This window comes from Actinomycetota bacterium, assembly GCA_016700055.1.
Classification (GTDB): Bacteria; Actinomycetota; Acidimicrobiia; order Acidimicrobiales; family Ilumatobacteraceae; genus Kalu-18.
Genome location: CP064997.1, coordinates 1,371,201 through 1,394,580, shown reverse-complemented (window position 1 = coordinate 1,394,580; position 23,380 = coordinate 1,371,201). Strand labels below are relative to the sequence as shown.

Sequence of the window (23,380 nt, the reverse complement as noted above, 5' to 3'; positions counted from 1 at the left end):
CTCAGAACACGGTGTCCGGGGGTAACCGGGCTCCGGACATCACCGAACATGAGCACAGGAGGCTCTCAACCTTGATGAACCGACGTAAGACAAAGGGGGTTCGCTTCGGAGCCGGCTTGATCGCCGTCGCTCTGGCAGCGGGCCTCCCCGTAGCCGCCAACAACGCGGGCGCCATCAGCCGGGTCGAAGTCGACTTCACCACGGCTGCCGGCATCAACCGTTACGACACCGCTGCCAAGCTGGCTCTCGCCACCTTCGCGGCGGGCAGCCGTGACGCGATCGTGCTCGCTCGCGGCGACGACTTCGCCGACGCTCTCGCCGGCAACGCGCTGGCCGGTGCGGTAGACGGCCCCGTGGTGTTGACCCGCCCCGACGCACTGCCTGAGCAGACGATCGCGGCGATCAACGCGCTGAAGAAGGCCGACGGCAGCACCAAGGTGTACATCCTCGGTGGCCTCGGCGCGATCAGCCAGGGCGTGCGTGATGCAGTTGCGGCCCTCGGCGTCACTGTCAGCGACGTCGACGACTTCAACGGTCGTGACCGCTACCTGACGGCGATCAAGATCGCCGACTACATGGATGCCAACCTCACCATCGGCACCACGCCGACCGGCACCAAGACGATCTTCCTCACCACCGGCCAGAACTTCGCCGATGCCGTGGCCATTGGCCCCGGCGCCTACCACGGCAAGTTCCCGGTGCTGTTGACCCCGTCTGACCCGCCCGCGAACGACCCCCTCACCGACGAGTTGATCGACACCATCCGTGCGCTCGACATCGACTCGGTGATCATCCTCGGTGGCGAGAACGCGGTTTCGGCCGCGATCCAGACCGAGCTCGAAGAAGAGTTCGAGCCGGCCACCAAGGTCGACCGCATCGGTGGTGAGCGTCGTGAGAACACCGCGGCGATGATCGCCGATTGGGAAGCCGACGTGCTCGCGTTCAACCTGCAGACCGTCCTGCTCTCGCGCAAGGACGATTTCGCAGACGCGCTGGCCGGTGGCCCGTTCGGTGGCGAGATGAAGGCCCCGATCCTGCTCACCGACACCAACGTGCTGTCGGAAGCGACCGAGGACTGGCTCGACGAGAACGACAACGTGATCCGCAAGATCATCCGCCTCGGCGGTGACGCGGCCATCACGCGGGCGACTCTCGACGCGGCCCAGGCTGCCGCGCAGACCGACGACTCCCACGAGTTGGGTGCCGAGACCGATGCCCCCGAGCTGCAGTACGTGCGTCTCGTAGCAGATCCCGCCGAGGTCGACTCGTCGAACCTGCTCGAGTTCGTGTTCGACCAGCCGGTCGAGGGCACCGACATCTTCGCCAATGCGTTCGGTAGCTTCCGGGCTTACTGGAACACCTGCAGCGGAACCCGTTACGTCGACGTCGACGAAGACGGCGTCCCCGGCAACGACGACGACGACGACGGTGTCGACGGTCCTGACCCGCAGATTCCCGTCCCCACCGGCGGCGTCAGCGACTGGGACGGCCCGTTGGCCGTCGCCATCCGCGGCAACGGCAACGTCGTGCGGGCCCGCTTCCCGCAGTCGGTCGAGGGCTACACCCGGGCCACGGTGCGCTTCGGCGTGGTGCAGAACGAGTTCGGCGTCGACAACATCGAAGGCGCCTACCCGATCCGTCCCACCCAGTGCCCGCCGGTTGTGGTGCAGCCCGAGACGGCGCTGCCGCGCCTGATCGACACCTCCAACTGGTCTGACGCAGGTACCTACCTGGGCCAGAACCGGGTCTCGGTGGACTTCACGTTCGAGGTCCCCGGTGTCGTCCAGGCTGTCGACTCCGACTACCCGACGTGGCTGCTCGGCACCATCTTGCCGATCGCTGATCCGCTCGATGCCAACTCCTTTGCGAACTCTGCCGACCTGGCCTCGCAGTTCTGGCTGGTAGGCGAGCAGAGCTCGATGTGGCAGGGCACGAGCATCTCGATCATCGGTACCGGCCCGGCCGTTTGGCCAGGGGTCGACTCGGTGAACCTGCCTGACGGGACCGACGATGTCTACACGGTGCGGATCTTCTTCACCGGCGACACCGTCGAAGTGAGCGAGCCGGCACTGCGCCGGGGCGTGGTCTTCGACCGCAACCGCCTCGACACCACCGGCGTGTTCACGCCTCCTGGGCTCCTGCTGGTGCAGGCTGCCGACTACACGCAGGCCGCCGGGATCACCGTTGACCCCGACCTGCAGAGGGTCACCTACATGGGCAAGCTCGGCGCCACCATCGTCGACGTGGTCAGGTTCGAGTTCGACGAGGCAGTCAGCTCGGCGTTCTTGGTCCCGTCCCGCTTCGCGGTGTACGACGAGTTCCTCCGCATCAACCGGCCGAGCTCGGTGCTGATCGTTTCCGGCACCGGCAGCCGCGTGGTGGAGGCCCGTTACAACCTCAGCCTCAGCGGTGTCGACCAGATCGACTCCGTCCCGCTGCTCGGCCGCTTGGCCGGTGGCTTCGTAGACGACGACGCCGTTCGTGGCACCGACACCTTCGGTGGCGTGAACGACGGCTACAACCGTCGTGACGAGGTCGGCATCTCGTTCTCCCTGGTCCAGGGCGGAACGTCACCCGGCGCCGTCATCCCGGCCGGCTACACCTGGTTCCCCGACCTGCTCTACGTCGCACGTACGCAGGACTCGGTGACGGGCAACTACCGCATCTCCTACATCTTCGATGCAGGTGTGTGCAACGTTGGCCGGGTGTGGTTCGACTTGTATGACCACAACGGGACGCGGACCGAGCGCAACGTCGCCACCGGTCTGCTGCCTGCCTTCAACCCGAACATCCCCGGACATTCGGGCTGCAACGGCAACATCATCACCTTCGACGGTGGTTTCGGTGGCATCTTCAACAACGACTCGATCGTCAACGCCAAGGTTGGCGGCGTCGAGACCGTTGATTGGTTCCGCCCGAACATCGCCCAGTACTCGGTCACCGAGGGCTCGGCCATCGTCAATAGCCTCGACCCGCGGTTCCCCGAGGGTTGGGAAGTCGTCGAAGCCCAGCCTGGGCTCTGACCTGAACTACTAACGCCCTCTCGTTCGAGGGTGTGCATCCGGGGCCCCGATCCTGTCCGCAGGATCGGGGCCCCGCCGCGTCTCCACCCCCACCGCGGCTTTCAAACCGCGGCTTTCAAACCGCGGCTTTCGCGCCAATGTGTCAACCAAGCCGCGTAGCCGCAGGTTCGTTGACACATTGGCGCGATACCTGCGGTTCTTGAGGCGGTTTCGAAGGGTCGGTCGCCTCGGGGGGTCCGCTCGTCTGGGGGGACCGCTCGCTTGGGGGTCGGCTCGGCCTTGGGGGTCGGCTCGGCCTTGGGGCGGCATCGGTAGGCTCGCCGGGTGCTTCGCACGTGGCGCTTGCTGCGCACCTACCTCGACAACGGCACGCGCCGGCTGACCACGCTCGGGGTGGTCAGCCTCGTCGCCGGGGTGTTCGAGGCGCTGGCGTTGGTGCTGGCGGTGCAGGTGGCCGTCGGCCTCGCCCGTGACGGCGCCGACAGCGAGGTCGACCTGCCGCTCGGGCTCGGCGCGCTTAGCGGCGGTGGCGCCCTTGCCGTGGCCCTCGGCGCCACCGTCGTCGTGATCGGGCTCCACTCCGTGGCCGCCGCGCAGGCCGCCCGCATGACCGCCGACGTGCTGCGGGCGGCGCGCTCACGCATCCTCGTCGCCTATGCCGGCGCCTCGTGGTCACGCCAGGCGGCCGAACGCGAGGGCACGCTGCAAGAGTCCGCCAGCGCGCTTGCGCAGAAGTCGGCCAACCTCGTCAACTGGCTCAGCTCGGCGATCGCCGCGCTCGTCGGGGTGGTCGCGCTGCTCGCCGTCGCGTTCTTGGTCGACCCGGTGGCCGCGGCGGTCGTGGTGGGCATCGGCGTCGTCATCGCCCTCGCCCTGCGCCCCCTCGCCCGGGCCACGAGGCGGCGGGCAGCGCAGTTCGTCGACGGGTCGGCCGCGTTCTCAGAAGAGGTCAGCCAGCTCGGCTCGACGGCGATGGAGCTGAAGGTGTTCGGCGTGCTCGACACCGAGATCGACCGGCTCGAGGTGCTGAACGAGCGTTCCAGCCGGCTGCTCGAACGCCTCCGGCGCGCCGGGCGCACCAACGCGTTCATCTTCAAGGACCTGGCCATCTTGTTGCTCGTCGCCTGCGTGGGGCTGCTCTACCTGGCGGGGGCCGACGAGCTGTCCGGCATCGGCACCGTCGCGGTGCTGGTCATCCGTGCCGTCGCCTACGCGCAGCAGGGCCAGAGCGCGCTACAGGGCGTGGTCGAAGAGGGACCCAACCTCGACCTGCTCACCGAACGCATCGAGTCGTTGATCGGTTCCGGCGAGCGCTTCGGCAACGTCGCCGTCGAGGCGGTCCACGAGATCGAGCTGGCCCACGTCACGTACCGCTACGCCGACGGCCCACCGGCTGTGCACGACATCACCTTGACCGTCGGGCGGGGCGAGGCGCTCGGCATCATCGGCCCCTCGGGCGGCGGCAAGTCGACGCTCGTGCAGCTGCTGCTGCGGCTGCGCACGCCCGGCGACGGCACGATCACGGTTTCCGGCGTACCCATCTCCGAGATCAGCCAGGAATCGTGGCACCGCCTGGTGGCGCTCGTGCCCCAGGATCCGCACCTGTCCGAGGGCACCATCGCCGACAACGTCCGCTTCCACCGCCCGTGGATCACCGACGCCGCCGTCCACGAAGCGGCCGCGGCGGCCCACGTGGCCGACGACATCGACCAGCTGCCGCTCGGCTTCGCCACCCGCCTCGGTCCGCGGGGCAGCGGGCTCTCCGGTGGGCAGCGCCAGCGTGTGGCCATCGCCCGCGCGCTGGCCGGCGAGCCGCAACTGCTCGTGCTCGACGAGCCGACCAGCGCGCTCGACCCACGCTCGGAGGCCGAGCTGCAGCGCACCATCGCCGAGCTGAAGGGCCGAGTGACGATGGTGATCGTCGCCCACCGCATGTCGACGCTCGCTTCGTGCGACAGGGTGCTCGCGCTCTCCGGCGGGCAAGTGCGCGCGCTCGGCAGCCTCGACGAGGCGGTGCGCACCGTCGACTTCGTGCAGGCGGAGGGGCTCACCGGGTGACGCCCACTGACGTCGCCCGGGCGGCGGTGGTGATCCCCACCCTCGACGAAGCCGCCCACCTGCCTGCGCTGCTGGCCGAGTTGCGCGCCGACGACGGCGGTCGGGTGGGCTCGATCTGGGTCGCCGACGGGGGCAGCACCGACGCCACCGTCGCCCTGGCGCACGAGGCTGCCCGCGCCGACGAGCGGGTGCGGGTGCTCGCCAATCCGGGGCGCACCCAGGCCCGGGCGATGAACCTGGCCGCGGCCCACATCCGGGCGATGCCCGAGCCTCCGGAGTACTTGGTGCGGATGGACGCCCACAGCACCTACCCCGCCGGCTACGCGAGTCGGGTGGTAGAGGCGCTCGAGCGCACCGGCGCGGCGAGCGTGGTGGTGCCGATGACCACCCTCGGCGGCGGGCCGTGGCAGGAGGCCGGCCGGGTGATCTTCAACTCGTTCGTCGGCACCGGCGGCAGCCCGCACCGCACGGGCGGCGACGGCTGGGTCGACCACGGCCACCACGCCGGCTTCCGGCGGACGGTGTTCGACGAGCTCGGGGGCTACGACGAGTCCTTCCGCGCGAACGAGGACGCCGAGTACGACGCGCGGGTGGTGGCGAGCGGGGGTCGCATCTACCTGGCCGGCGAGCTGGCCGTCGGCTACCGCCCCCGCCCGACGCTCGCCGCGTCGTGGCGCCAGTTCCGTGGCTACGGCACGGGGCGGGCGCAGACCCTGCTCAAACACCGTCGCCGGATTCAGGCGCGCCAGCTCGCACCGGTGCTCGTCACCGCCGTAGTCGCCTTGTCGACGGCGATCGCCGTGCTTCGCCGAAGCGCCCGGTGGCTGGCCGTGCCCGCTGCATACGTGGCGGCAGTCGCCGGAGCGGTCGCCACGGTGGCCGTGCGCCCCGGGGAGACGGGATCATCCGACGGCGCGAAGCGGCGCGAATCGCCCGGCGCGCTCGCGCGGGCGGTGGTGCTCGCCGTCACCGTGCACATCGCGTACGGGCTCGGGTACTTGCACGAGCTCGTCCGCCGCGGGCTCGGCCAGCGGCGTAGCGCCCGTAGCGGGCCGGGCGGTAGCTCCTGATGCACCGGCGGGCGAACCTGTTCCTCGCCGCCGCGCCGCGCAGCGGTTCCACCCAGCTCGTGAGTTGGATCGGCCAGCACCCCGACGTCGGCGTGCCGGCGATCAAGGAGCCGAACCACTTCTCCGCGCAGGACTTCGACCCCGGCTACGTCGCCGCCACCCACCTGAACGACGTCGACCCCGCTGAGTACGCGGCCCGCGGTCGCACCACCTCCCATCAGTTCGCCGTCTTCCGCGACGCGGCCGACTACGACTACCTGTACACCTCGCTAGGCCAGCGATGGCTCGTCGACGCGTCTACCAGCTACCTCGCCAGCCCAGGCGCCCCGGCGCGGATCGAGGCCGAGGTGGTCGGCCCGCGGCGCGCGGTGGTGGTGCTGCGCGAGCCGGTGGGGCGGGCGATCTCGCACCACGGTCTCGCGCTGCGCACGGGGCGCAGCCGCGGCACCCTCGCCGACGAGTTGGCCCGCGAACAGGCGGGCCTCGTCCCGCCCGAGGCTCGCTACCTGCTCACCCCGAGCCGCTACGCGGACGCGCTGGAGCGATGGTGGTCGGTGATCGGGCGCGACGACGTTCGTGTGCTCACGTTCGAGCGCCTCGTCGCGGAGCCCGCAGTGGTGCTGGCCGAGCTGTTCGACTGGCTCGGGCTGGAACCCGTCGACGTCGAGCTGCACCGCCCCGAAGCCCGCAACCAGTCGGTGCGCCCACGGTTCGGACGGTTGAACGAAGTGATGCTGCGCAGCGGGACGAAGACGGCGCTGCGCCGGGTGGTGCCGGTCGGGCTGAAGCGCCGGTTGAAGCGCGTCTACTTCGCCCCCCGCCCCGAGCCGATCGCGACGCCGGCCGAGCGCGATCTGCTCGACGAGCTGTTGCGCGACGACCGCGAGGCCACGATGCAACTCGTGCCCGAGGCGAGGCAGTGGTGGACTCCCAGTTGAACGCCGACGCGCCGCGGGAGAGCCGGCGGCCGGCCCTCGCCGTGGTCCACGGCGACCTCGCCGCGGGCGGCGGGGCCGAGCTGTACGCGCGGCGCATCGTCGACGCATGCGGGGCGAACGGGTTCGACGTGCGCGTGGTCGACATCGACACCGTCGTCGACAGCTGGGCATCGTCGGCACGGGCGCGCCGGATGCTGCGCCGGATGCTGGCGCCGTTGCGGCGCCTCGAGGTGCTCACGTACGCGCTGGTGCTGCGCCACGTACGGCGCCACGGCGTGCCCGGCGAGGTGGCCGTGTTCAGCTACGGCGAGTGCGGCGAGGTGCCCGTGGCGCACATGCGGGTGATGCACGCGCCGGCGATGTTCGACACGTCGGCCGCGGCGCTCTCGTTCCTCGGCGTCGACGTCGAGCACAGTGGGCGCCTCGCCGTGCGACGGGCGTACGTGCGGCTGGCGTCGTGGTTGGCCGGCGGGGAGCCGAGCCGGGTCGGCGCGCGTTGCGTGCTGACCGTCGTCAATTCGGCCTGGACAGCGGCCGAGCTGGCTCAACTGACGGCCGGGGGCACGTTCGACGCCCCCGTGATGGTGGTCCACCCGCCGGTCGAGCCGATCACGCCGGTCACGACCGTCGACGAGTGCCCTCGCGACCCTCACCTGGTGGTGGCCATCGGCCGGCTGGTGCCGAACAAGCGCTTCGCCGAGGCGATCGACGTCGTCCAGCGCGTGCGCGCCGACGGGCACGACCTGCGCCTCGTCGTCGCCGGGCGAGGCGGCACTCGCCACACCCGCGAGCTGCTGCGCCTCGCCTCACGCACGGATGGCGTCGAAGTGCGTCCCGACCTCGACGCGGCCGAGCTCGCCGCGCTCGTGAGCCGGGCGAGCATCGGGCTGCACATGTACCGGATGGAGCACTTCGGCATCGCGGTCGCCGAGATGATCCTGGCGGGTGTCGTCCCCCTCGTCTACGACGGCGGCGGTGTGCGTGAGCTCGTCACCGCCCCCGACTGCCGCTTCGTCGACCGCGACGACGCGGTGCGCCGTCTCGGCGCGCTGGTCGAGATGTCGCCCGAGGAGCGCTCGATGCTGGTCCGCCAGCTGCAGGTCGGCCCGGCGTTGCAGGCCGCGCTGCACTTCGATGCCGAGTTCGCCGCCGCGCTCGCCCACCTCCCCCGCTGAACGCCGGGCGCGCTGCCCGGGCGGCGGCGGCCCGGGCGCCCAACCGGAAGTGCGATATCTGGTGACACACGGGTGTCCTGACATATCGCACTTCCAGGCCCCGGCGCGCCCGGCGACAGGGGGGTCAGAACTCGTAGCCGAAGCGCTCGATGTCGGCGCGATAGCGCTCGGCCACCAGGTTGCGCCCGGTGGCGGTGTAGTACTCGCGGTAGTCGGCGTGGGCGCGGGTGTTCTTCTTCGGCAGCGCGGCGGCGAGCTCGATGCCGAGGCGCTCGCCGAGCCGGGGCAGCTCGCCGGCCAGGTCTTCGAGGCGGATCACCTCGTCGACCAGCTCGTGGCCGTTGCCGTCGCCGACGAACGCGCCGACGCTGTAGCTGCCGTACATCCGGTAGCGGTTGCCCTTGGTGCCCGCGCCGGGGCCGTCGGGCTGCGTGCTCGCCACCCAGCGCTCGAAATCGCGCGGAGTGCGGCCGAGTCGGCGCTCCCAGCGGAACCGCCGCGACAGCAGCAGGTGCTCGTACAGCGACACCAGCCGCGCCCACGGGTTGCGGGTGACCGCGAAGCGGTAGTACTGCTCGAACGGCCAGCCGCGCTCGACGAACAGGGCACGGGCCTCGACCGGGCGCATGTGGTCGTAGAACGGCTGCTCAGCGGTGGTCTTGTTGAAGTGGACGGTCGGCACCTCGGAGTAGGGGTGCAGCAGCGTCCGCATGCTGTTGGAGCCCGTCTTCGGCATCGCGAAGAACGCGAAGCGACGCTCGTGCGAGATCTCCATGACCGGCGAGGCTAGCGACGCCGGGTTACCATGCCCCGTCGCTTCCCTCGTCCTTTCCCCGGTCCAGGCCGCCGCGCGGCCGCCGACGCTCGGCGCGCGATCAGAACGCCTACTCGTGCCGCTCGTCGCGCTTTCCCTCTGGATGCCGGCGCTGTCGCTGCCGGTCAGCCGGCGATTCGTGCAGCTGAGCGACGTCGTCGGGCTCATCGCCGCGTTCGTGCTGATCCCCCGACTGGCGAACCTGCGCACCTGGCAGCTCGCCCCCGTCTGGCTGATGTACCTGTCGTGGGCGTGGGCGCTGCTCGCCGGCCCGGGCGGTGAACGCAGCCTCGACGTGGCGATCTTCTACGCCACGTTGCTGGGGCCGTTCCTGCTGCTCTTCGCCCTCGGCCTCGGCACGAGTGAGGGGATCACCGGCTTCATGCGCTGGTTCGCGATCGGCGGGCTGTTGAACTGCGCCGTCGCCGCGGTGCAGGGGGTGCTCGGCAGCGCCGCGCTCGACCTGCGCAACAACACCAACTTCAGCCTCCCGCCCCAGCTCCAGCGGGTCTACGGGCTGTTCCCGGAGGCGTCGGGGCTCTCGATCATGCTGCAGGTGCTCGTCGCCTTGCTGATCGCGAACGAGCTCACCGCGAACCCGGCCCGCCTCGCGCCGCTGCTGCGCCGGCCACTGATCGTGGCCGCCGTCGTCTGCCTCGGGCTCACCCGGTCGTCGTCGGTGTTCGTCACGTTGCCCCTGCTCGTCGTCCTCGCCGTGGTCAAAGCGCCGACCAGGCCGAGCCGCAAGCTGCTGGCGACGGTGGTCGCGCTCGCCGTGGTGCCGCTCCTCGCCGCGGTCTACGTGTCCGGCGCCTACGGGCAGCGGATCGAGCAGGGGTCGGGCTTCCGCAGCGCCGCCGGGCGGTATTCGACGGTGTCGGCGGCGGTCGACGCGGCCCTGCGTGACCCGATCGCCGGGGTCGGCCTGGGCGAGAACACCCAGGTCACTGCGGCTGCCGCGCTGCGCGCCCAGGGGCTTGGCACCGGCGCGATCCAGGTGTCGGACGGGATCAACTCGGTGACCGCCACCCGGCTGTACGAGGAGGGCATCTTCGCCTTCGCCGGCACCGCGCTGGCGCTCTACGGTCTGGCGCGTCTGCTGGCCAGGCGCCTTGGCCCCCTCGACCACCTGATGTTCGTCGTGCTCGCCGGCTCGTTCCTGGCCGCCACGGTGGTGTCTGGCTACCGGGGCTTCTATTTCACCTGGTTGTGGTACCTGACGCCGGTCGCCGTCGGATGGGTGGCGCGCCGGCCCGCCGTTGCCGCTTGAGCGTCCCTCTGCTGCGCCGAGCAGCCCGGTAGCGTGGCGGCCCGATGAGACGTGCATCGGCGCTGGCCCTCCCGATCGTGGTCGTCGTGGCGGGTGTGGCCGGAGCCGCCGCCGCGGGCCGGCCCGCCTCGCCGTCGCCGGCGCGCGTCGATCTCACCGTGGCCCCCGTGGCCACCGACCAGCCCGCCGAGACGACCTCGCCGGAGTCCACGACGCCGTCGACGGACAGCTCCGCTCCGACGGACAGCTCCGATCCGACGGACTCGTCGGACCCACCGGCCACCGACGCGCCCGATTCCACCGCCGCGCCCACCACCGAGACGCCGACCACCGTCGTCACCACCACCACCGCGCCCACCGTCGACCGCGCCCTCGTGCGCCTCGTGGTCGCCAACGGCACTCGCCAGGGTGGCCTCGCCAACGACACCGCGGCCTTGCTGCGGGCGGTCGGCTTCGTCGACACCATCGCCGTCGACGCCCTCGCCGACCGGCCCGTGTCGTCCATCTACTTCGCCCCCGGCTTCGAGGAAGCGGGGCTGCTCCTTGCCGACGACCTCGGCATCCGCCTCTCCCGGGTGGAGCCGCTGCCCTTCGAACCCCTCGTCGCCCCGCCCACCACGGGCGACGTGATCGTCGTGCTCGGCACCGATTGGGTGCCCTGAGCCATGCGCTCGACGACGACTAGGGTCCCCCGGGCGATGACGGCGACCGAGGGCACCGAGCGCGAGCGAACGCTGCGCGACTACTGGTACGAGGTGTTGCGGCGCAAGTGGCTGGTCGTCGCCGCAGTGCTCGCCGCCCTGCTCGGCGCCGGTGTGCTCGTGTTCTTGCAGGACCCGATCTATCGCGCAGAGGCCCAGATGCTGGTGCGGGCGATGCCGTCGGACACCGTGTTCAACAACCAGACGATCTCCGCCCAGAGTGCCGAGCGTCTGCTGCAGACCGAGATCCAGGTGCTGGAGAGCGACCTCGTGCGCGATCGGGTGCGCGAAGACCTCTCGCTCACCGTCTCCCCGCCCCGGGTGCGCGGCCGTGCGGTATCGGGCACCGACGTGGTCGAGGTGGTGGTGCGCAGCGGCGACCCGGAGACCGCCCGCGTCGTCGCCGACGCCTACGTGCAGGCCTACATCGACGTGCGCCGCGAGCAGAACGTGTCGAGCATGCTCGACGCCAGTGCCGAGGTGCAGCGCAAGATCACCGAGCTGCAGGGCCAGATCGACCAGATCGACGCCGACATCGCCGCCGCGGGCACCGAGGACATCTCCGCCCTCGAGGAGCAGCGCCGGGTGCTGATCGACCAGCAGGCGCTCTTCGCCCAGCGCCTCGACCAGCTGCAAGTCGACGCGTCGCTGCAGACCGGCAGCGCGCAGCTGGTCAAACGGGCCGAGCTGCCCAAGGACCCGGTCGAGCCCCAGCCCTGGCGCACCCTCGCCATCGCCGGGTTCCTCGGGCTGCTGATCGGTGTCGCCGCCGCGCTGATCGTCGGCCTGATCGACGACTCGCTCGACACGTCAGAAGAGCTCGAGGAGCAGACCGGTCTGCCGGTGCTCGCCGTCGTGCCCGTCGACACCCCGCCCGACAACCGCCCCGTCGCCGTCAGCCGCCCCGGCGACCTCGCCGTCGAGAGCTACCGCACGCTGCGCACCAACGTGAAGTTCATGGGCGTCGACAGGCCGCTGCGGGTGCTGCAGGTGACAAGCGCGCTGCCCGCCGAGGGCAAGACCACCACCGCGTCCAACCTGGCTGTTGTGCTCGCCCAGATGGGCCAGTCGGTGCTGCTGATCGACGCCGACCTGCGCCGGCCGCGCCTGCACGAGGTGTTCGGCGTGCCGCGCTCGCCGGGGCTGACCAACGTGTTGCTCGGCGAGCCGTTCGAGATGGTCCCGAACCTGATCGCCGAGGATCTGACGCTCGTCACCTCCGGCGCCGTGCCCCCGAACCCGAGCGAACTGCTGAGCGGGGCGCGCATCGCCGAACTGCTCGCCACCGTCGCCGACAAGTACGACGTGGTGGTGCTCGACTCCGCCCCCGTACTGCCGGTCTCCGACGCGCTGGCGCTGTCGGCGACCGTCGACGGCGTGCTGGTGGTCACCGAGGCCGGGCGGACGACGAAGAAGAACGTGGCCGGCGCGCTCGAGCAGCTGCAACGGGTCGAGGCGCCGGTGATCGGGCTGGTGCTGAACCGGGCGGTCAGCTCCAAGCGCGAGCAGCGTGGTTATCCGTACGGCTACGCGTACACCGCGTCGGCCGGCGACTGACTCCTCCCGGCTGGGGAGGCCGGCGGTCAGTGCGTGTGGTGGATCCGCAGCACCGCGAACGGGGTGCGCAGCACCAGCACCAGGTCACGCCAGAACGACCACGTCTCCACGTACTGGCGGTCGAGGGCGAGGCGGCTCTCGTAATCGTTCTTGGAGCGGCCCTGCACCTGCCACAGCCCCGTGATCCCCGGCTTCATCTCGGTGTAGACGTCGCGGTCGAGCGGGCGGCGGTGCTCGAACTCGAGCTCTTCGATCGGGCGTACTCCGACCAGGCTCATGTTGCCGCGGATGACGTTCAAGAGCTGCGGTAGCTCGTCGAGGCTGGTCTTGCGCAGCATCCGCCCGATCGGGGTGATCCGCGGATCGTCGGCGGGCAGCTTGAAGCCGTGGGTGGTGTAGCGGGCGCAGGACGCCGCGTCGGCGAGCACCTCTTCAGCCGTGCCGTCGCGCATCGTGCGGAACTTGAGCAGCACGAACGTCTGGCCGCCGCGGCCGACCCGCACGTGGCGGAACAGCACCGGGCCGGGGCTGGAGAGCTTGACCAGCACTGCGATCAGGATCCAGAGCGGGCTGGTGAGGATCACCGTCAGCAGCCCGACGACGATGTCGAACGCCCGCTTGGCGGCGAGATGCGATGCCGGGGCCGGCTGAACCCGGACCGCGGTGGTGGAGACGTAGCTCATGTCGGGGGTGAGGGGAGTGGTGCTCGCAGGCGCTGCCATTGAACCACATCATCGGCACAAACCCCCTGCTTCCTCACCCCTTGTAATGAATCGGCTACCGAGAGTGCTGCATCGCTGCCGATGGTGCTTGCCAGCAGGTGCATAATGCGATTGCCGAGGGACTTCCCCTCGGGCTCGACGGAAAGGCGTGGCGAGATGAAGAAGTTCTTGGCGGCGCTGGTGGTGGTAGCCACCATCGGCATGTTCAGCGCAGGCACGGCAACGGCGGCACCGGTGACCCTCAAGTACCGCGACGCTGCCTACATGGACGACTTCGGCGGTCAGCGCACCCAGACGCGGGGGTCGGAGCTGGGCGGCGCCGTGTCCGGTGAGTGGCAGTGGGTAGTGAACGGGGTTATGCCGGGCAATCCGCTGATGACGCTGACGTGGCTGAGCGCAATCGACTACGGCAACGGCGACGCTATGGTGCTGTCTGGCACCGGCACGATCAACATGAACACGCTCGTGTTCACCGGCACCGAGACGGTGATCTTCGGGATCGGCCGATACGCGGGGGCGACGGGCACGTTGAACCTGCGTGGCCGGTACTTGTTCTCCAGCTTGAGGTTCACGTCCTCGGGCGACATCACCATCGACGACGGCACCGGCCCCTGACGCGGCCTGAAAAGCGCAGCTTGCGCGCCAATCTGTCAACGAAACGACGCCTGCCGCAGGTTCCGCACCAGATTGGCGCGGAACCTGCGGTTCTGGGCCGGAGGGCGGCCTGAACCTTCGGTTTGCGGCCTGGCGGACGGGCTGGACGGGGCGAGCGGGCTGTGCCGTCGGGGCCAGGGGGACCTGCAATACTGCCCCTTGCCGAGGGCGACTCGGTATGGCAGAAGGGGATACGAGATGCGCAGACTTCTGGCGGCAGTGATGGTGGTGCTCACCATCGGCATGTTCAGCGCAGGCACGGCCACGGCGGCACCGGTGACCCTCAAGTACCGCGATGTTGCCTACATCGACATGTCCGGCGGTGAGCGCACCCAGACGCGCGGGTCTGAGCTGGGCGGCGCCTTGTCCGGTGACTGGCAGTGGGGAGTGAACGGGGCTACCGGGGGCGCTCCGGTGCTGACGCTGACGTGGATGAGCGAGATCGACTACGGCAACGGCGACGCTCTGCTGCTGTCTGGCACCGGCACGATCAACACGAACACGCTCGTGTTCACCGGCACCGAGACGGTGGTCGACGGGATCGGCCGGTACGCGGGGGCGACGGGCACGTTGAACGTGCGTGGCCGGTACTTGTTCACCAGCTTGAGGTTCACGTCCTCGGGCGACATCACCATCGACGACGGCACCGGCCCCTGACGGGGCCCGAAAACCGCGGCTTGAAAGCGCGGCTTGCGCGCCAATCTGTCAACGAAACGACGCCTGCCGCAGGTTCCGCACCAGATTGGCGCGGAACCTGCGGTTCTTGGGGCTGGCGGACGAGCCGAGCAGGCGGGCCGAGCGGACGGGCCGCGCGGATGGGCTGGCGGTCTTGGGGCCGAGCCGACGGGCGGATGAGCCCCGCCGTCGGGGCCAGGGAGACCTGCAATACTGCTCGTCGCCGAGGGGGACTCGGGATGGCAAGAGGGGATACGTGATGCGCAGACTTCTGGCGGCGGTGATGGTGGTGCTCACCATCGGCATGTTCAACGCAGGTACGGCCACGGCTGCGCCGGTCACCCTGCAGTACCGCGATGCGGGCGTCGTCGACGCGTTCACGCTCGCCGGCACCCGTGTGCAGACGCGGGGCTCCGAGGTTGGCGGCAACTTGTCGGGCAAGTTGATCTTCCAGGCGATCGGAAGCGGCGGCAATCCGCTCGTCCAGCTGCAGTGGCTCGCCGTCATCGACTACGGCAACGGCGACGTCTTGGAGCTCGAAGGCGTCGGCACGCTCAACCTGAACACCGGCAGGCTCAACGGCACCGAGACGGTGGTCGGTGGATCCGGCCGCTACGCCGGAGCGACGGGGGAGTTGAACGTGCGCGGTCGCCTCATCGACTTCGAGCTGCGCACGGCCTCCACCGGCAACCTCACCTACGGCGCTTCAGGCTGAATCTGACTGGTTAGCGATCCCGCTCACAGGGGTAACTCACGTCGACAACGCAGGCCGTAGATGACCTGTGCCGGTGGCAGTCGCCGCCGTCGATGAGAGGGAGAGTTGGATGCGCAAGTACTTGGTGTTGCTCGCGGCGGTCTTCGCCGTCGGTCTGTTCCAGGTGGCCCCGGCCAATGCCGCACATGTGGTGCTCCAGTACCGCGACACGGGCTACATCGTGGCCTCCGAAGACGACGGTACGCGCACACAGACGCGCTCCGAGGTCGGCGGCAACAGAACGGCCGAGTGGGACTTCGACCGGACGATCACGATAACGGGGTCGTCGTTGAGCCTCACCTGGACGAGCGTGGTCGACTACGGCAACGGCGACGTGCTGGTGCTCGACGGCGAGGCCACCGGCAACGCGATGACCGGCGTGTTCACCGGCACCGAGACGATCGTCAGCGGCACCGGACGCTTCGAGGGTGTCACCGGCGTGCTCGGAGTACGGGGCCGGTACAACGGCTTCGACATCCGGATGACCACCGCCGGCAAGATCACCTATCCCCACGCTCCGATCTGAGCCGCCGGCCGCCTACCGCCTGCCGACCCGTCGTCGGGCCAGGCGTCGGGGCGGTCAGCGGGCGGCGCTGTCAGCGGGGCGGGAGGACGGCGTCGACCAGCGCCAGCTCGATCTTGTCGAGGCGCTTGGAGATCTCGCGCTGAACCTTCCACCGCTGCTTGGTAGGTAGCGGACCGGCCACCGCGACGGCCCGGCGCAGGTCGGCCTCGGCCTGCGCGAGCTCGGCGGCAAGCGTCGGGTTGGTGGTGGCCAGCTCAGGGATCACCGCGGCCAGGGAGTCGAGGCGGCGCAGCATCGCCCGCAACCCGAAGCGCGGGTTGAGCGACAGCCGGGAAGGGCTGGGCAGGCCGACCATCTGGGCCTGGTCACGACGACGCTGCGCCCAGCGGCGTACGGTCGAGGACGCCTCGCCGAGCTGGCGACGCACGTCCTCGTTCTGCAACAGCTTGAACAGGCCGATCCCGATCGCCCCGACCGCTTTCGCCGAGCCGAACGGGCGGATGAATCGCATCGCCACGGCCCCAACGGTAGAGCCTCTACACCCCCGATCGGACCGTTCGAGGGCTGCCGTATCCCCTCGGGCCACCGCGTTTGCCGCTTGCGCATCATGCCCGATCACCAGGCGAGGCTCTGTGTCCGGCCAGATCTCCTCGAGCTGACTACCCTCGTGTGCGAGTTCGACGGACACATGAGGGCGGGACATGTCTGATCTTCCTCCACCGGAACCGAAACCACTAGCGCCACCGGCGCCGCCTGAGTATCTGCGCGTGGGAGCGCCGTGGCAGACCGAGTCGGCGTCGCCTCCCTCGGCCGCGACCGAGTTGCTGTACGCGGTCATCGCTGGCGCCGCCGCTGCGCTGGGGGTGGTGCTGCCGTGGGTGAAGGTCACTGCTCCCTTCCTCGGGTCCGTATCGATTGCCGGGCTGGACACCGACGACGGGAAGCTCGTCGGTCTGCTCGCAGTGATAGCGACTGCTCTGTTCGCTGATGTGCGATGGAGGAATCAGCGCAAGCGCGGTCAGGTGCTCGGTGCATGGATCACTGCCGGGGCCGGCGCCGCTATCGCGATATACGACTGGGCGACAGTGAACGACGCTGTGTCTGGTGTGAACGACGACGGGGTCGGTCTCGCCACCGTCGGCGTTGGCCTCTACCTGTCAGCGGGTGGTCTAGTCGTGGCTGCGGTGGCCGGGTTCTTCGCGTGGCGGAAGATGAAGAGGCCGGCAGCCGCCTGATCAGATGTCGCGCTGGCGGGCGACGGCGATGATGATGGTGAGCTTGTCGGCGAGCTGCTTGGCCATTTCGAGGGCTACCGTTTCGCCTCGGGCCGCCGCGTTTGCCGCTTGCGCATCGGCCCGCGACGCCCCTCTAGCTCAACTGGCAGAGCAGCGGACTTTTAATCCGTTGGTTCAGGGTTCGAGCCCCTGGGGGGGCACCGCCGTTCCAGCACCGCGGGTCAGCGGGCGAGCAGCTCGTCGAGAGCGAGCTCGGCCGGCGTGGGTTCGTCGGTGTCGATCCCGGCGCCGTCGAGGCGACCGAGGAACGTGATCGCCACCTCGCCGGCCTCGACCGCGCCGCCGTCGGTGTCGATCGGCAGGTCGACGGCGTCGCCCCACGACATCTTCACGTTGTAGCGGCCCTCGTAGCCCGCCATCGGCTCGCGCTCCGCCGACGCCATCGTGCGCGGCGGGACGGTGCCGACCTCGGCCCGGCGCCAGCCCTTCATCTCCTCGATCGCCAGGTTGGGGACGTTGACGTTGACGACGACGGCCTCGGCGGGCAGGTCGGCGACGAGCCCGCCGACCACCGCCGCGGCGACGGTGGCGGCCGAATCCCACTTCTGGTTGGCGATCATCTCGTCCCACCCCTGGCCCTCGACGCCGAACCCCTCCACCGCTTGGCTGATCGCCACGCCGCTGATCCCGCTGTTGCGGGCGGTGAGCGCGGCGCCGACCGTGCCGGAGTGGTACACGCTGCGCCCGACGTTGGCCCCGGGGTTGATGCCGGACACGACGAGGTCGAACCTCGGCCCGAACAGCCCGAGCCGGGCGAACATCACGCACAGCGCGGGTGGCCCGGTGACGGCCCACGACTCGTCGATCCCCTCGACGGTGGCCTCGTGCAGTTCCGGGTGGATCAGGTGCAGCGCGCCGAACGCGGCGCTGGCCCCCGAGTACTCCCGATCGGGGGCGACCACCACCACCTCGCCGTAGGGCCGCATCGCCAGGGCGAGCTTGTGCAGCCCGATCGAGTCGATGCCGTCGTCGTTCGTCACCATGATGCGCACCCCTTCTTCATACCGCCTCCGGACGGCGGTGCAGTGCCTGCCGGCCGATCGGGCATGATGCGCACCAGTGAGCGCACACCTCGCCTACCGCCCGTTCGGCGCCGCCACCTGGCGGGAACCGTGGCCGCTGTACGCCGAGCTGCGCGACCACGACCCGGTGCACCGCGCGCCGGGGGGCTACTTCGTGCTTACCCGCTTCGACGACGTGTGGGCCGCGGCGAGGGACACGGCCACGTTCTCGTCCGCGCAGGGGCTGACGTTCCGCAACGAGCGTGAGGCGCTCGACCTCGCGCCGACGATCGTTATGATGGACCCGCCCGAGCACACCAAGTACCGCCGTTTGGTGGCCAGAGGGTTCGTGCCCCGCCAGGTGGCCACGATCGAGCCGGCGCTGCGCGACCACGTGCGTTCCTGCATCGAAGGGCTGCGTGCCGACGGCGGTGGCGACCTGATCGAGGCTCTCGCCCGCCCGGTGCCGTGCTGGGTGGTGGCCCACTACCTCGGCGTGCCCGAGGCCGACCGCTCCCGCTTCGCGGCGTGGACGAACGCGCTGGTGTCGGCGCAGGCGAGCGAGGCGTACGCCTCGGCGGCCGACGCGCTCGGTGAGCTGTACGGGTACTTCGCTGATCTCGTCGAGCGGCGTCGCCGCGAACCCGGCGACGACATCGTCACCGACCTGCTGGCCGCGCGCCCCGACGACACCGAGCTGTCCGTGGCCGAGATCCTCGGCTACGCGTTCGTGATGGTGGCCGGCGGCAACGACACCGCGATCGGGCTGATCGGCGGCTCGGCCGAGCTGCTCACCGAGTGCCCCGCCGAGCGCCGGCGCCTGATCGACGACCCCGGTTTGCTGCCGAACGCCGTCGAGGAGCTGCTGCGCCTCACGTCGCCGGTGCAGGGCCTCTGCCGTGTGGCCACCGGCGACACCGAGGTGCGCGGGACGACGATCGCCGAAGGGGAACGGGTGTTGCTCTGCTACGGCGCGGCGAACCGCGATCCGCGCGAGTTCGGGCCGACGGCCGAGCAGCTCGACGTCGCCCGCCCCGTGCCGCGCATGCTCACGTTCTCGTCAGGCCCGCACTTCTGCCTCGGCGCCGCCGCCGCCCGGCTGCAGGGCCGCGTCGTGCTGGAGGAGCTGCTCGCCGCCTGTCCGGACTTCACGGTCGACGCCGAGCGGGCCAGGTTCGCCGAAGGGGCGTTCACCCGCCGCTACGAGTACCTGCCGTTCACCGCGTAGCCGTGGGCGCCGGCCCCACCGGCGACGCGAGGCACGTGCGATGATGTCGGCGACGGGGCAGGGAGGCGGGTGTGCAGAGCTCATCGAGGCGGCGGTCGGTGGTGGCCTGGGCAGCAGTGGTGGCGATCGTCGCCGCGGTGGCACCTGCCACGGGGATGCAGGCGACGGCATCGAGCGGTGCCGGCGCCGAGCCGGTGCCGGAGCCGGAGCCGAAGTCGGCGGACCTGGCCGCGCTTCGGGCTCTGGTCGTGCCCGGTGGCGGCGCCGATACCGGCGCCGTCGACGTGCCGGCGGGCGAGGGGGTCGTCGCGCTGGCCTCTCTGGCAGTGACCGATGCTGCCGGCGACGTGGGGCTGCCGGGTGGCGACTTGCTGCGCGTCGAGGCCGCAGCCGGCGCCGGCACGGTGACCATGCGCGCCAGCACCGCCGGCTTCGCCGACCCGAGCACCGCACCCGACTGGGTCAACGGCAACTCCGGCATCCTGTGGTACGTCGACAACGACGCCGATGGCGAGTTCGACTTCTATGCCGGGCTCGTGAGCAGCGCCTTCGGGGTCGGGGCAATCGTGCTCGACGCCGAATACGAGCTCGCCTGCGAGGCGACGCCAAGCTGGAACGCGTCGACGAAGACCTACACCGTGCAGTTCCCGGCGTCGTGCATCACCAACCCGGGCAGCTTCCGGTTCAGGGTGTCGATGTTGTTCGAGGACTGGCCGGCGGGCGGCGAGACGATCGACCGTGCGCCGGACACGGGATGGTCGGGCTCCGTACGCAACGACGGGGTAGCCCCGCCGCCTCCGAGCGGCGGCGCCGTGTTCACCGCGGTCACGCCGGTGAGGGTGTTCGACACGCGCACGGGGGCTGGCGGCGTTCAGGCCGGTCTGCGGCCCGCGGGCTCGACGTTGAAGGTGAAGGTGACCGGTCGCCACGGGGTGCCCTCGAGCGGCGTCGGCGCGGTGGCGCTGAACGTCACCGCCACCGGGACAGTCGCGACGGGGTTCGTCACCGTGTTCCCGTGCGGGTCGCGCCCGGACACGTCGAACGTCAACTTCGTCGTCGGCGAGACGGCACCGAACGCGGTGATCGCGCCGGTGTCGGCCGACGGTCAGGTGTGCTTCTACGTCGAGGCCGGCACCCACTTGCTGGCCGACGTCTCCGGCTGGTTCCGCAGCGGAACGGCCGGGTTCACCTCGCTCACCCCGAAGCGCGTGTTCGATACCCGCACGGGTGCCGGTGGGGTGCCGGCGGGATTGCGGCCGGCAGGCTCGACGCTGAAGGTGAAGGTGACCGGGCGCAACGGCGTGCCCGCGAGCGGGGTCGGCGCGGTGGCGCTGAACGTCACCGTCACCTTGCCCTCCGCCGTCGGCTTCGTCACCGTGTTCCCGTGCGGGTCACGCCCCAACACCTCGAACGTGAACCACGTCGCCGGCCAGACGGTGCCGAACGCGGTGATCGCCCCCGTGTCGGGCGACGGTCACGTCTGCTTCTACACCGACGCGCCGACACACCTGCTGGCCGACGTCTCGGCCTGGTTCTCCACCGCCTCGGACACCTTCCGGGGCATGACACCGGCCAGGGCGCACGACAGCCGACTCGGCGCGCAGGGCACGATCGTGGAGATGAGCGGGGCTCCGGCCGCGCCCGAGGCCGTCGAGCCCTTGATCACCGGTGGTTCGGGGACCACCATCGAGGCCGTGCCGTGGCAGGTGCGCCTGGCGATCGGCCCGTACCTGTGCGGCGGCTCGCTGGTCGCGAGCAACTGGGTGCTCACCGCGGCCCACTGCACGGAGGGCTTCTCGGCTTCCAGCATCTCGGTGCACTCCGGGATCACCTACCAGTCGGACATGACGACGGCCAACGCGATCCGCGTGCGCCGGGTGATCGAGCACCCCGACTATGAGTACACGGTGGCGTCGCCGAACGATCTCGCCCTGCTCGAGCTGGCCTCGCCGGCGACGGGTGGAGAACCGATCGCCCTGTACGAGTCGTCCGACGGCCCGGCCCGCGACACCCCGGGCATGGTCAGCGGCTGGGGCGAGATGTACCACGGTTCGGAGAACTCCGACCGACTGCGGTCGGCATCGGTGGTCGTGCGCGCCGGGCCTGGGGAGGACTGCGGCGTCGGGTCCGAGTACATCCCGTCGCTCATGCTCTGCGCTTCGGGCGGCGTCAACTCGGGCGTCTGCCGCGGCGACAGCGGTGGACCGCTCGCGATCCAGTCGGGCGGGCGTTGGCGACTCGCCGGTGTCACCTCGTTCGGATCGGTCGGCTGCCCCAATTCGCCGACCGACCCGGCCGTGTTCACCCGGGTGTCTGCCTTTGTCGGCTGGATCCGGTCGTACGTGCCTGGTGGGGGGGAGCCACCTCCCGCGACCGGCGGCAAGATCGGCGGCCCACGGGTGCTGCAGCTGCAGCTCACGGGGCGCCACGGGGTGCCGGCGAGCGGGGTGTCGGCGGTGTCGCTGAACCTCACGGTCACCCAGCCCGAGGCCGCGGGCTTTGCCACCGTCTACCCGTGCGGGTCGATCCCGGACACGTCGACGATCAACTACGCGGCGGGTCAGACCCGTGCTGCGGCAGCGATCGCCCCGGTGTCGTCCACCGGCAAGATCTGCGTCTACTCCTACGCCCGCACCCACGTCATCGTCGACGTCAACGGGTGGCTGCCGTCCCCCTGACCTCCAGGTAGAGCGCCTTCAGGTACGCACCTTCGGGGAAGCCGATCGGGTGGTCGAGCGGGTGCCCGGTGCGGGTGATCTCGCGGACGTTGACGCCGTTGGCGGCGGCGGTGGTGTTCACCGCGCGGGCGAGGTCGTCGACGGTGATCCGGCTGCTGCACGACGCCTGCACCAGCAGCCCGCCGGGGCGCACCAGGCGCAGGGCGAGCCTGGCGAGGTGCGCGTACGCGGTCAGTGCCTTCGGTACGCCGGCCGCGTTCGACGCGAACGACGGCGGGTCGACGACGACGATGTCGTAGGTGGTGTGCTGGCTACCCCTGCCGAGGCGATCCATCACCTCGAAGGCGTCGCCGACGGTGGTCTCGTGGCGGCAGGCGGCGACAGCGGCACGGTCTGCGTTGGCGGCCATGTTGCGTCGGGCAGCGTCGATCGCGGCAGCGCTGGCGTCGATGCTGTGCACCTCGGTCGCACCGCCGGCGGCCGCGTACACCGAGAACCCGCCCGTGCACGAGAACACGTCGAGCACGCGCTTGGCGCCCGCCAAGGCGCCGACTTTGGCGCGGTTCTCACGCTGGTCGAGGAAGTGGCCCGTCTTCTGGCCGTGCACGACGTCGGCCTCGAACGCGAGCCCGTGCTCTTGGAACCGCACCGGCTCGGTGACGGGCGTACCGGCGATCGTCATCCCGTCCTCGTAGCCGTGCGTCGGCCCCGATTGCACCGCGCGGGACAGCCGCAGCACGATCGCCCGCGGGTGCAGCAGGTCTTCGAGCACCTTGATGAGCTCGCGGAGGTGTGGGATCCAGGCCGCGCTGTACAGCTTGAGCACGTAGGTGGTGTCGTAGCGGTCGACGACGAGGCCGGGCAGTCCGTCGTTCTCACCGTGCACGCAGCGGTAGGCGGTGGTCGCGTCCGATCCGCCGGCGGTGTCGCGCAGCGGGGCGCGACGATCGAGCGCAGCCGCGATCCGCTGGCGCCAGAAGCCGGCGTCGATCGTCGTCGGACGTCCGCGGTGCAGCACCTTCAGCCGGATCGGCGACGCCGGGTCCCACAGGCCGATCGCTGCGAACTTGCGGTCGGCATCGAACACCACCGCGAGGTCGCCCGGCGCGCCGCCGGCGGTGACGGATCGAATCGACGCGTCGTACACCCACGGGTGACCGCCGCGCACCTGGCGCAACGCGTCGGGGGTGAGCCGCACCGCGAGTCGTTTCGGCGCCGGGCCGGGCGAGTCTGCCGCCACG

General features: G+C 70.5%; 20 protein-coding genes and 1 tRNA gene. 16 read left to right on the top strand and 5 right to left on the bottom strand.

Going from position 1 to position 23,380, the window contains the following annotated elements:
* The first annotated feature begins 116 nt into the window (after window positions 1–116).
* The 5 genes from IPM43_06710 to IPM43_06690 all read left to right on the top strand — a co-directional run bounded on the left by IPM43_06710 (window position 117) and on the right by IPM43_06690 (window position 8,264).
* Complete coding sequence (locus tag IPM43_06710; GenBank protein ID QQS26037.1) at window positions 117–3,023, top strand: cell wall-binding repeat-containing protein; 2,907 nt, start codon at window positions 117–119, stop codon at window positions 3,021–3,023.
* A gap of 324 nt (window positions 3,024–3,347) precedes the next feature.
* Window positions 3,348–5,081 carry an ABC transporter ATP-binding protein gene (locus IPM43_06705; GenBank protein QQS26036.1) on the top strand — a complete coding sequence of 578 codons (1,734 nt, stop codon included), beginning with the start codon at window positions 3,348–3,350 and terminating at the stop codon, window positions 5,079–5,081.
* Complete coding sequence (locus IPM43_06700; protein ID QQS26035.1) at window positions 5,078–6,151, top strand: glycosyltransferase family 2 protein; 1,074 nt, start codon at window positions 5,078–5,080, stop codon at window positions 6,149–6,151. The genes IPM43_06705 and IPM43_06700 overlap by 4 nt, the downstream gene beginning before the upstream one ends.
* Window positions 6,151–7,089: a sulfotransferase gene (locus tag IPM43_06695; protein QQS26034.1), complete on the top strand. Its 939-nt coding sequence runs from the start codon at window positions 6,151–6,153 to the stop codon at window positions 7,087–7,089. Before IPM43_06700 ends, IPM43_06695 begins: the two co-directional genes overlap by 1 nt.
* Window positions 7,074–8,264: a glycosyltransferase family 4 protein gene (locus tag IPM43_06690; GenBank protein QQS26033.1), complete on the top strand. Its 1,191-nt coding sequence runs from the start codon at window positions 7,074–7,076 to the stop codon at window positions 8,262–8,264. Before IPM43_06695 ends, IPM43_06690 begins: the two co-directional genes overlap by 16 nt.
* 124 nt (window positions 8,265–8,388) lie before the next feature.
* Here the strand turns inward: IPM43_06690 and IPM43_06685 are convergent, their stop codons facing one another.
* A complete protein-coding gene (locus IPM43_06685) occupies window positions 8,389–9,039 on the bottom strand; it encodes a sulfotransferase family 2 domain-containing protein (protein ID QQS26032.1) in 651 nt (216 codons plus the stop codon).
* On the opposite strand from IPM43_06685, the gene IPM43_06680 reads away from it, so the two are divergent.
* From IPM43_06680 to IPM43_06670, 3 genes are read left to right on the top strand one after another with little or no spacing between them, the layout of a single operon-like run.
* Window positions 9,038–10,348, top strand: coding sequence for a hypothetical protein (locus tag IPM43_06680; protein ID QQS26031.1), 1,311 nt, complete (start codon window positions 9,038–9,040; stop codon window positions 10,346–10,348). The genes IPM43_06685 and IPM43_06680 overlap by 2 nt on opposite strands.
* Window positions 10,349–10,392: 44 nt before the next feature.
* On the top strand, window positions 10,393–11,010 hold the full coding sequence (locus IPM43_06675) for a LytR C-terminal domain-containing protein (GenBank protein ID QQS26030.1): 618 nt from the start codon (window positions 10,393–10,395) through the stop codon (window positions 11,008–11,010).
* Between the two features lie 36 nt (window positions 11,011–11,046).
* On the top strand, window positions 11,047–12,606 hold the full coding sequence (locus IPM43_06670; GenBank protein QQS26029.1) for a polysaccharide biosynthesis tyrosine autokinase: 1,560 nt from the start codon (window positions 11,047–11,049) through the stop codon (window positions 12,604–12,606).
* 26 nt (window positions 12,607–12,632) lie between these two features.
* Here the strand turns inward: IPM43_06670 and IPM43_06665 are convergent, their stop codons facing one another.
* Complete coding sequence (locus tag IPM43_06665; protein ID QQS26028.1) at window positions 12,633–13,328, bottom strand: sugar transferase; 696 nt, start codon at window positions 13,326–13,328, stop codon at window positions 12,633–12,635.
* Between the two features lie 156 nt (window positions 13,329–13,484).
* Here IPM43_06665 and IPM43_06660 point away from each other — a divergent pair, with 156 nt between their 5' ends.
* From IPM43_06660 to IPM43_06645, 4 genes are all read left to right on the top strand, one after another.
* Entirely contained in the window at window positions 13,485–13,943 is a 459-nt protein-coding gene (locus IPM43_06660) for a hypothetical protein (protein ID QQS26027.1), read from the top strand.
* A 237-nt stretch (window positions 13,944–14,180) separates the two neighbouring features.
* The gene (locus IPM43_06655; protein QQS26026.1) at window positions 14,181–14,639 is read left to right on the top strand and encodes a hypothetical protein; all 459 of its coding nucleotides are present in this window, start codon (window positions 14,181–14,183) and stop codon (window positions 14,637–14,639) included.
* A gap of 277 nt (window positions 14,640–14,916) precedes the next feature.
* Window positions 14,917–15,372, top strand: coding sequence for a hypothetical protein (locus IPM43_06650; GenBank protein QQS26025.1), 456 nt, complete (start codon window positions 14,917–14,919; stop codon window positions 15,370–15,372).
* A gap of 109 nt (window positions 15,373–15,481) precedes the next feature.
* Window positions 15,482–15,937 carry a hypothetical protein gene (locus IPM43_06645; GenBank protein QQS26024.1) on the top strand — a complete coding sequence of 152 codons (456 nt, stop codon included), beginning with the start codon at window positions 15,482–15,484 and terminating at the stop codon, window positions 15,935–15,937.
* Between the two features lie 70 nt (window positions 15,938–16,007).
* Here IPM43_06645 and IPM43_06640 read toward each other — a convergent pair whose 3' ends face one another.
* Complete coding sequence (locus IPM43_06640) at window positions 16,008–16,454, bottom strand: hypothetical protein (protein ID QQS26023.1); 447 nt, start codon at window positions 16,452–16,454, stop codon at window positions 16,008–16,010.
* A 184-nt stretch (window positions 16,455–16,638) separates the two neighbouring features.
* Between IPM43_06640 and IPM43_06635 the strand changes: the two genes are divergently transcribed.
* Entirely contained in the window at window positions 16,639–17,172 is a 534-nt protein-coding gene (locus tag IPM43_06635; GenBank protein QQS26022.1) for a hypothetical protein, read from the top strand.
* A 127-nt stretch (window positions 17,173–17,299) separates the two neighbouring features.
* A tRNA-Lys gene (locus IPM43_06630) sits at window positions 17,300–17,372 on the top strand.
* 21 nt (window positions 17,373–17,393) lie between these two features.
* Here the strand turns inward: IPM43_06630 and IPM43_06625 are convergent.
* Window positions 17,394–18,215, bottom strand: coding sequence for a 5'/3'-nucleotidase SurE (locus tag IPM43_06625; GenBank protein ID QQS26021.1), 822 nt, complete (start codon window positions 18,213–18,215; stop codon window positions 17,394–17,396).
* Window positions 18,216–18,291: 76 nt separating this feature from the next.
* Here IPM43_06625 and IPM43_06620 point away from each other — a divergent pair, with 76 nt between their 5' ends.
* Together IPM43_06620 and IPM43_06615 are read left to right on the top strand one after the other, a co-directional pair.
* Window positions 18,292–19,461, top strand: a complete 1,170-nt coding sequence (locus IPM43_06620; protein ID QQS26020.1) for a cytochrome P450 — start codon at window positions 18,292–18,294, stop codon at window positions 19,459–19,461.
* 101 nt (window positions 19,462–19,562) lie between these two features.
* Window positions 19,563–22,139, top strand: a complete 2,577-nt coding sequence (locus IPM43_06615) for a serine protease (protein ID QQS26019.1) — start codon at window positions 19,563–19,565, stop codon at window positions 22,137–22,139.
* Here IPM43_06615 and IPM43_06610 read toward each other — a convergent pair.
* Complete coding sequence (locus IPM43_06610) at window positions 22,114–23,379, bottom strand: class I SAM-dependent methyltransferase (GenBank protein ID QQS26018.1); 1,266 nt, start codon at window positions 23,377–23,379, stop codon at window positions 22,114–22,116. The two genes, IPM43_06615 and IPM43_06610, sit on opposite strands and share 26 nt — an antisense overlap.
* Window position 23,380: the final 1 nt, after the last annotated feature.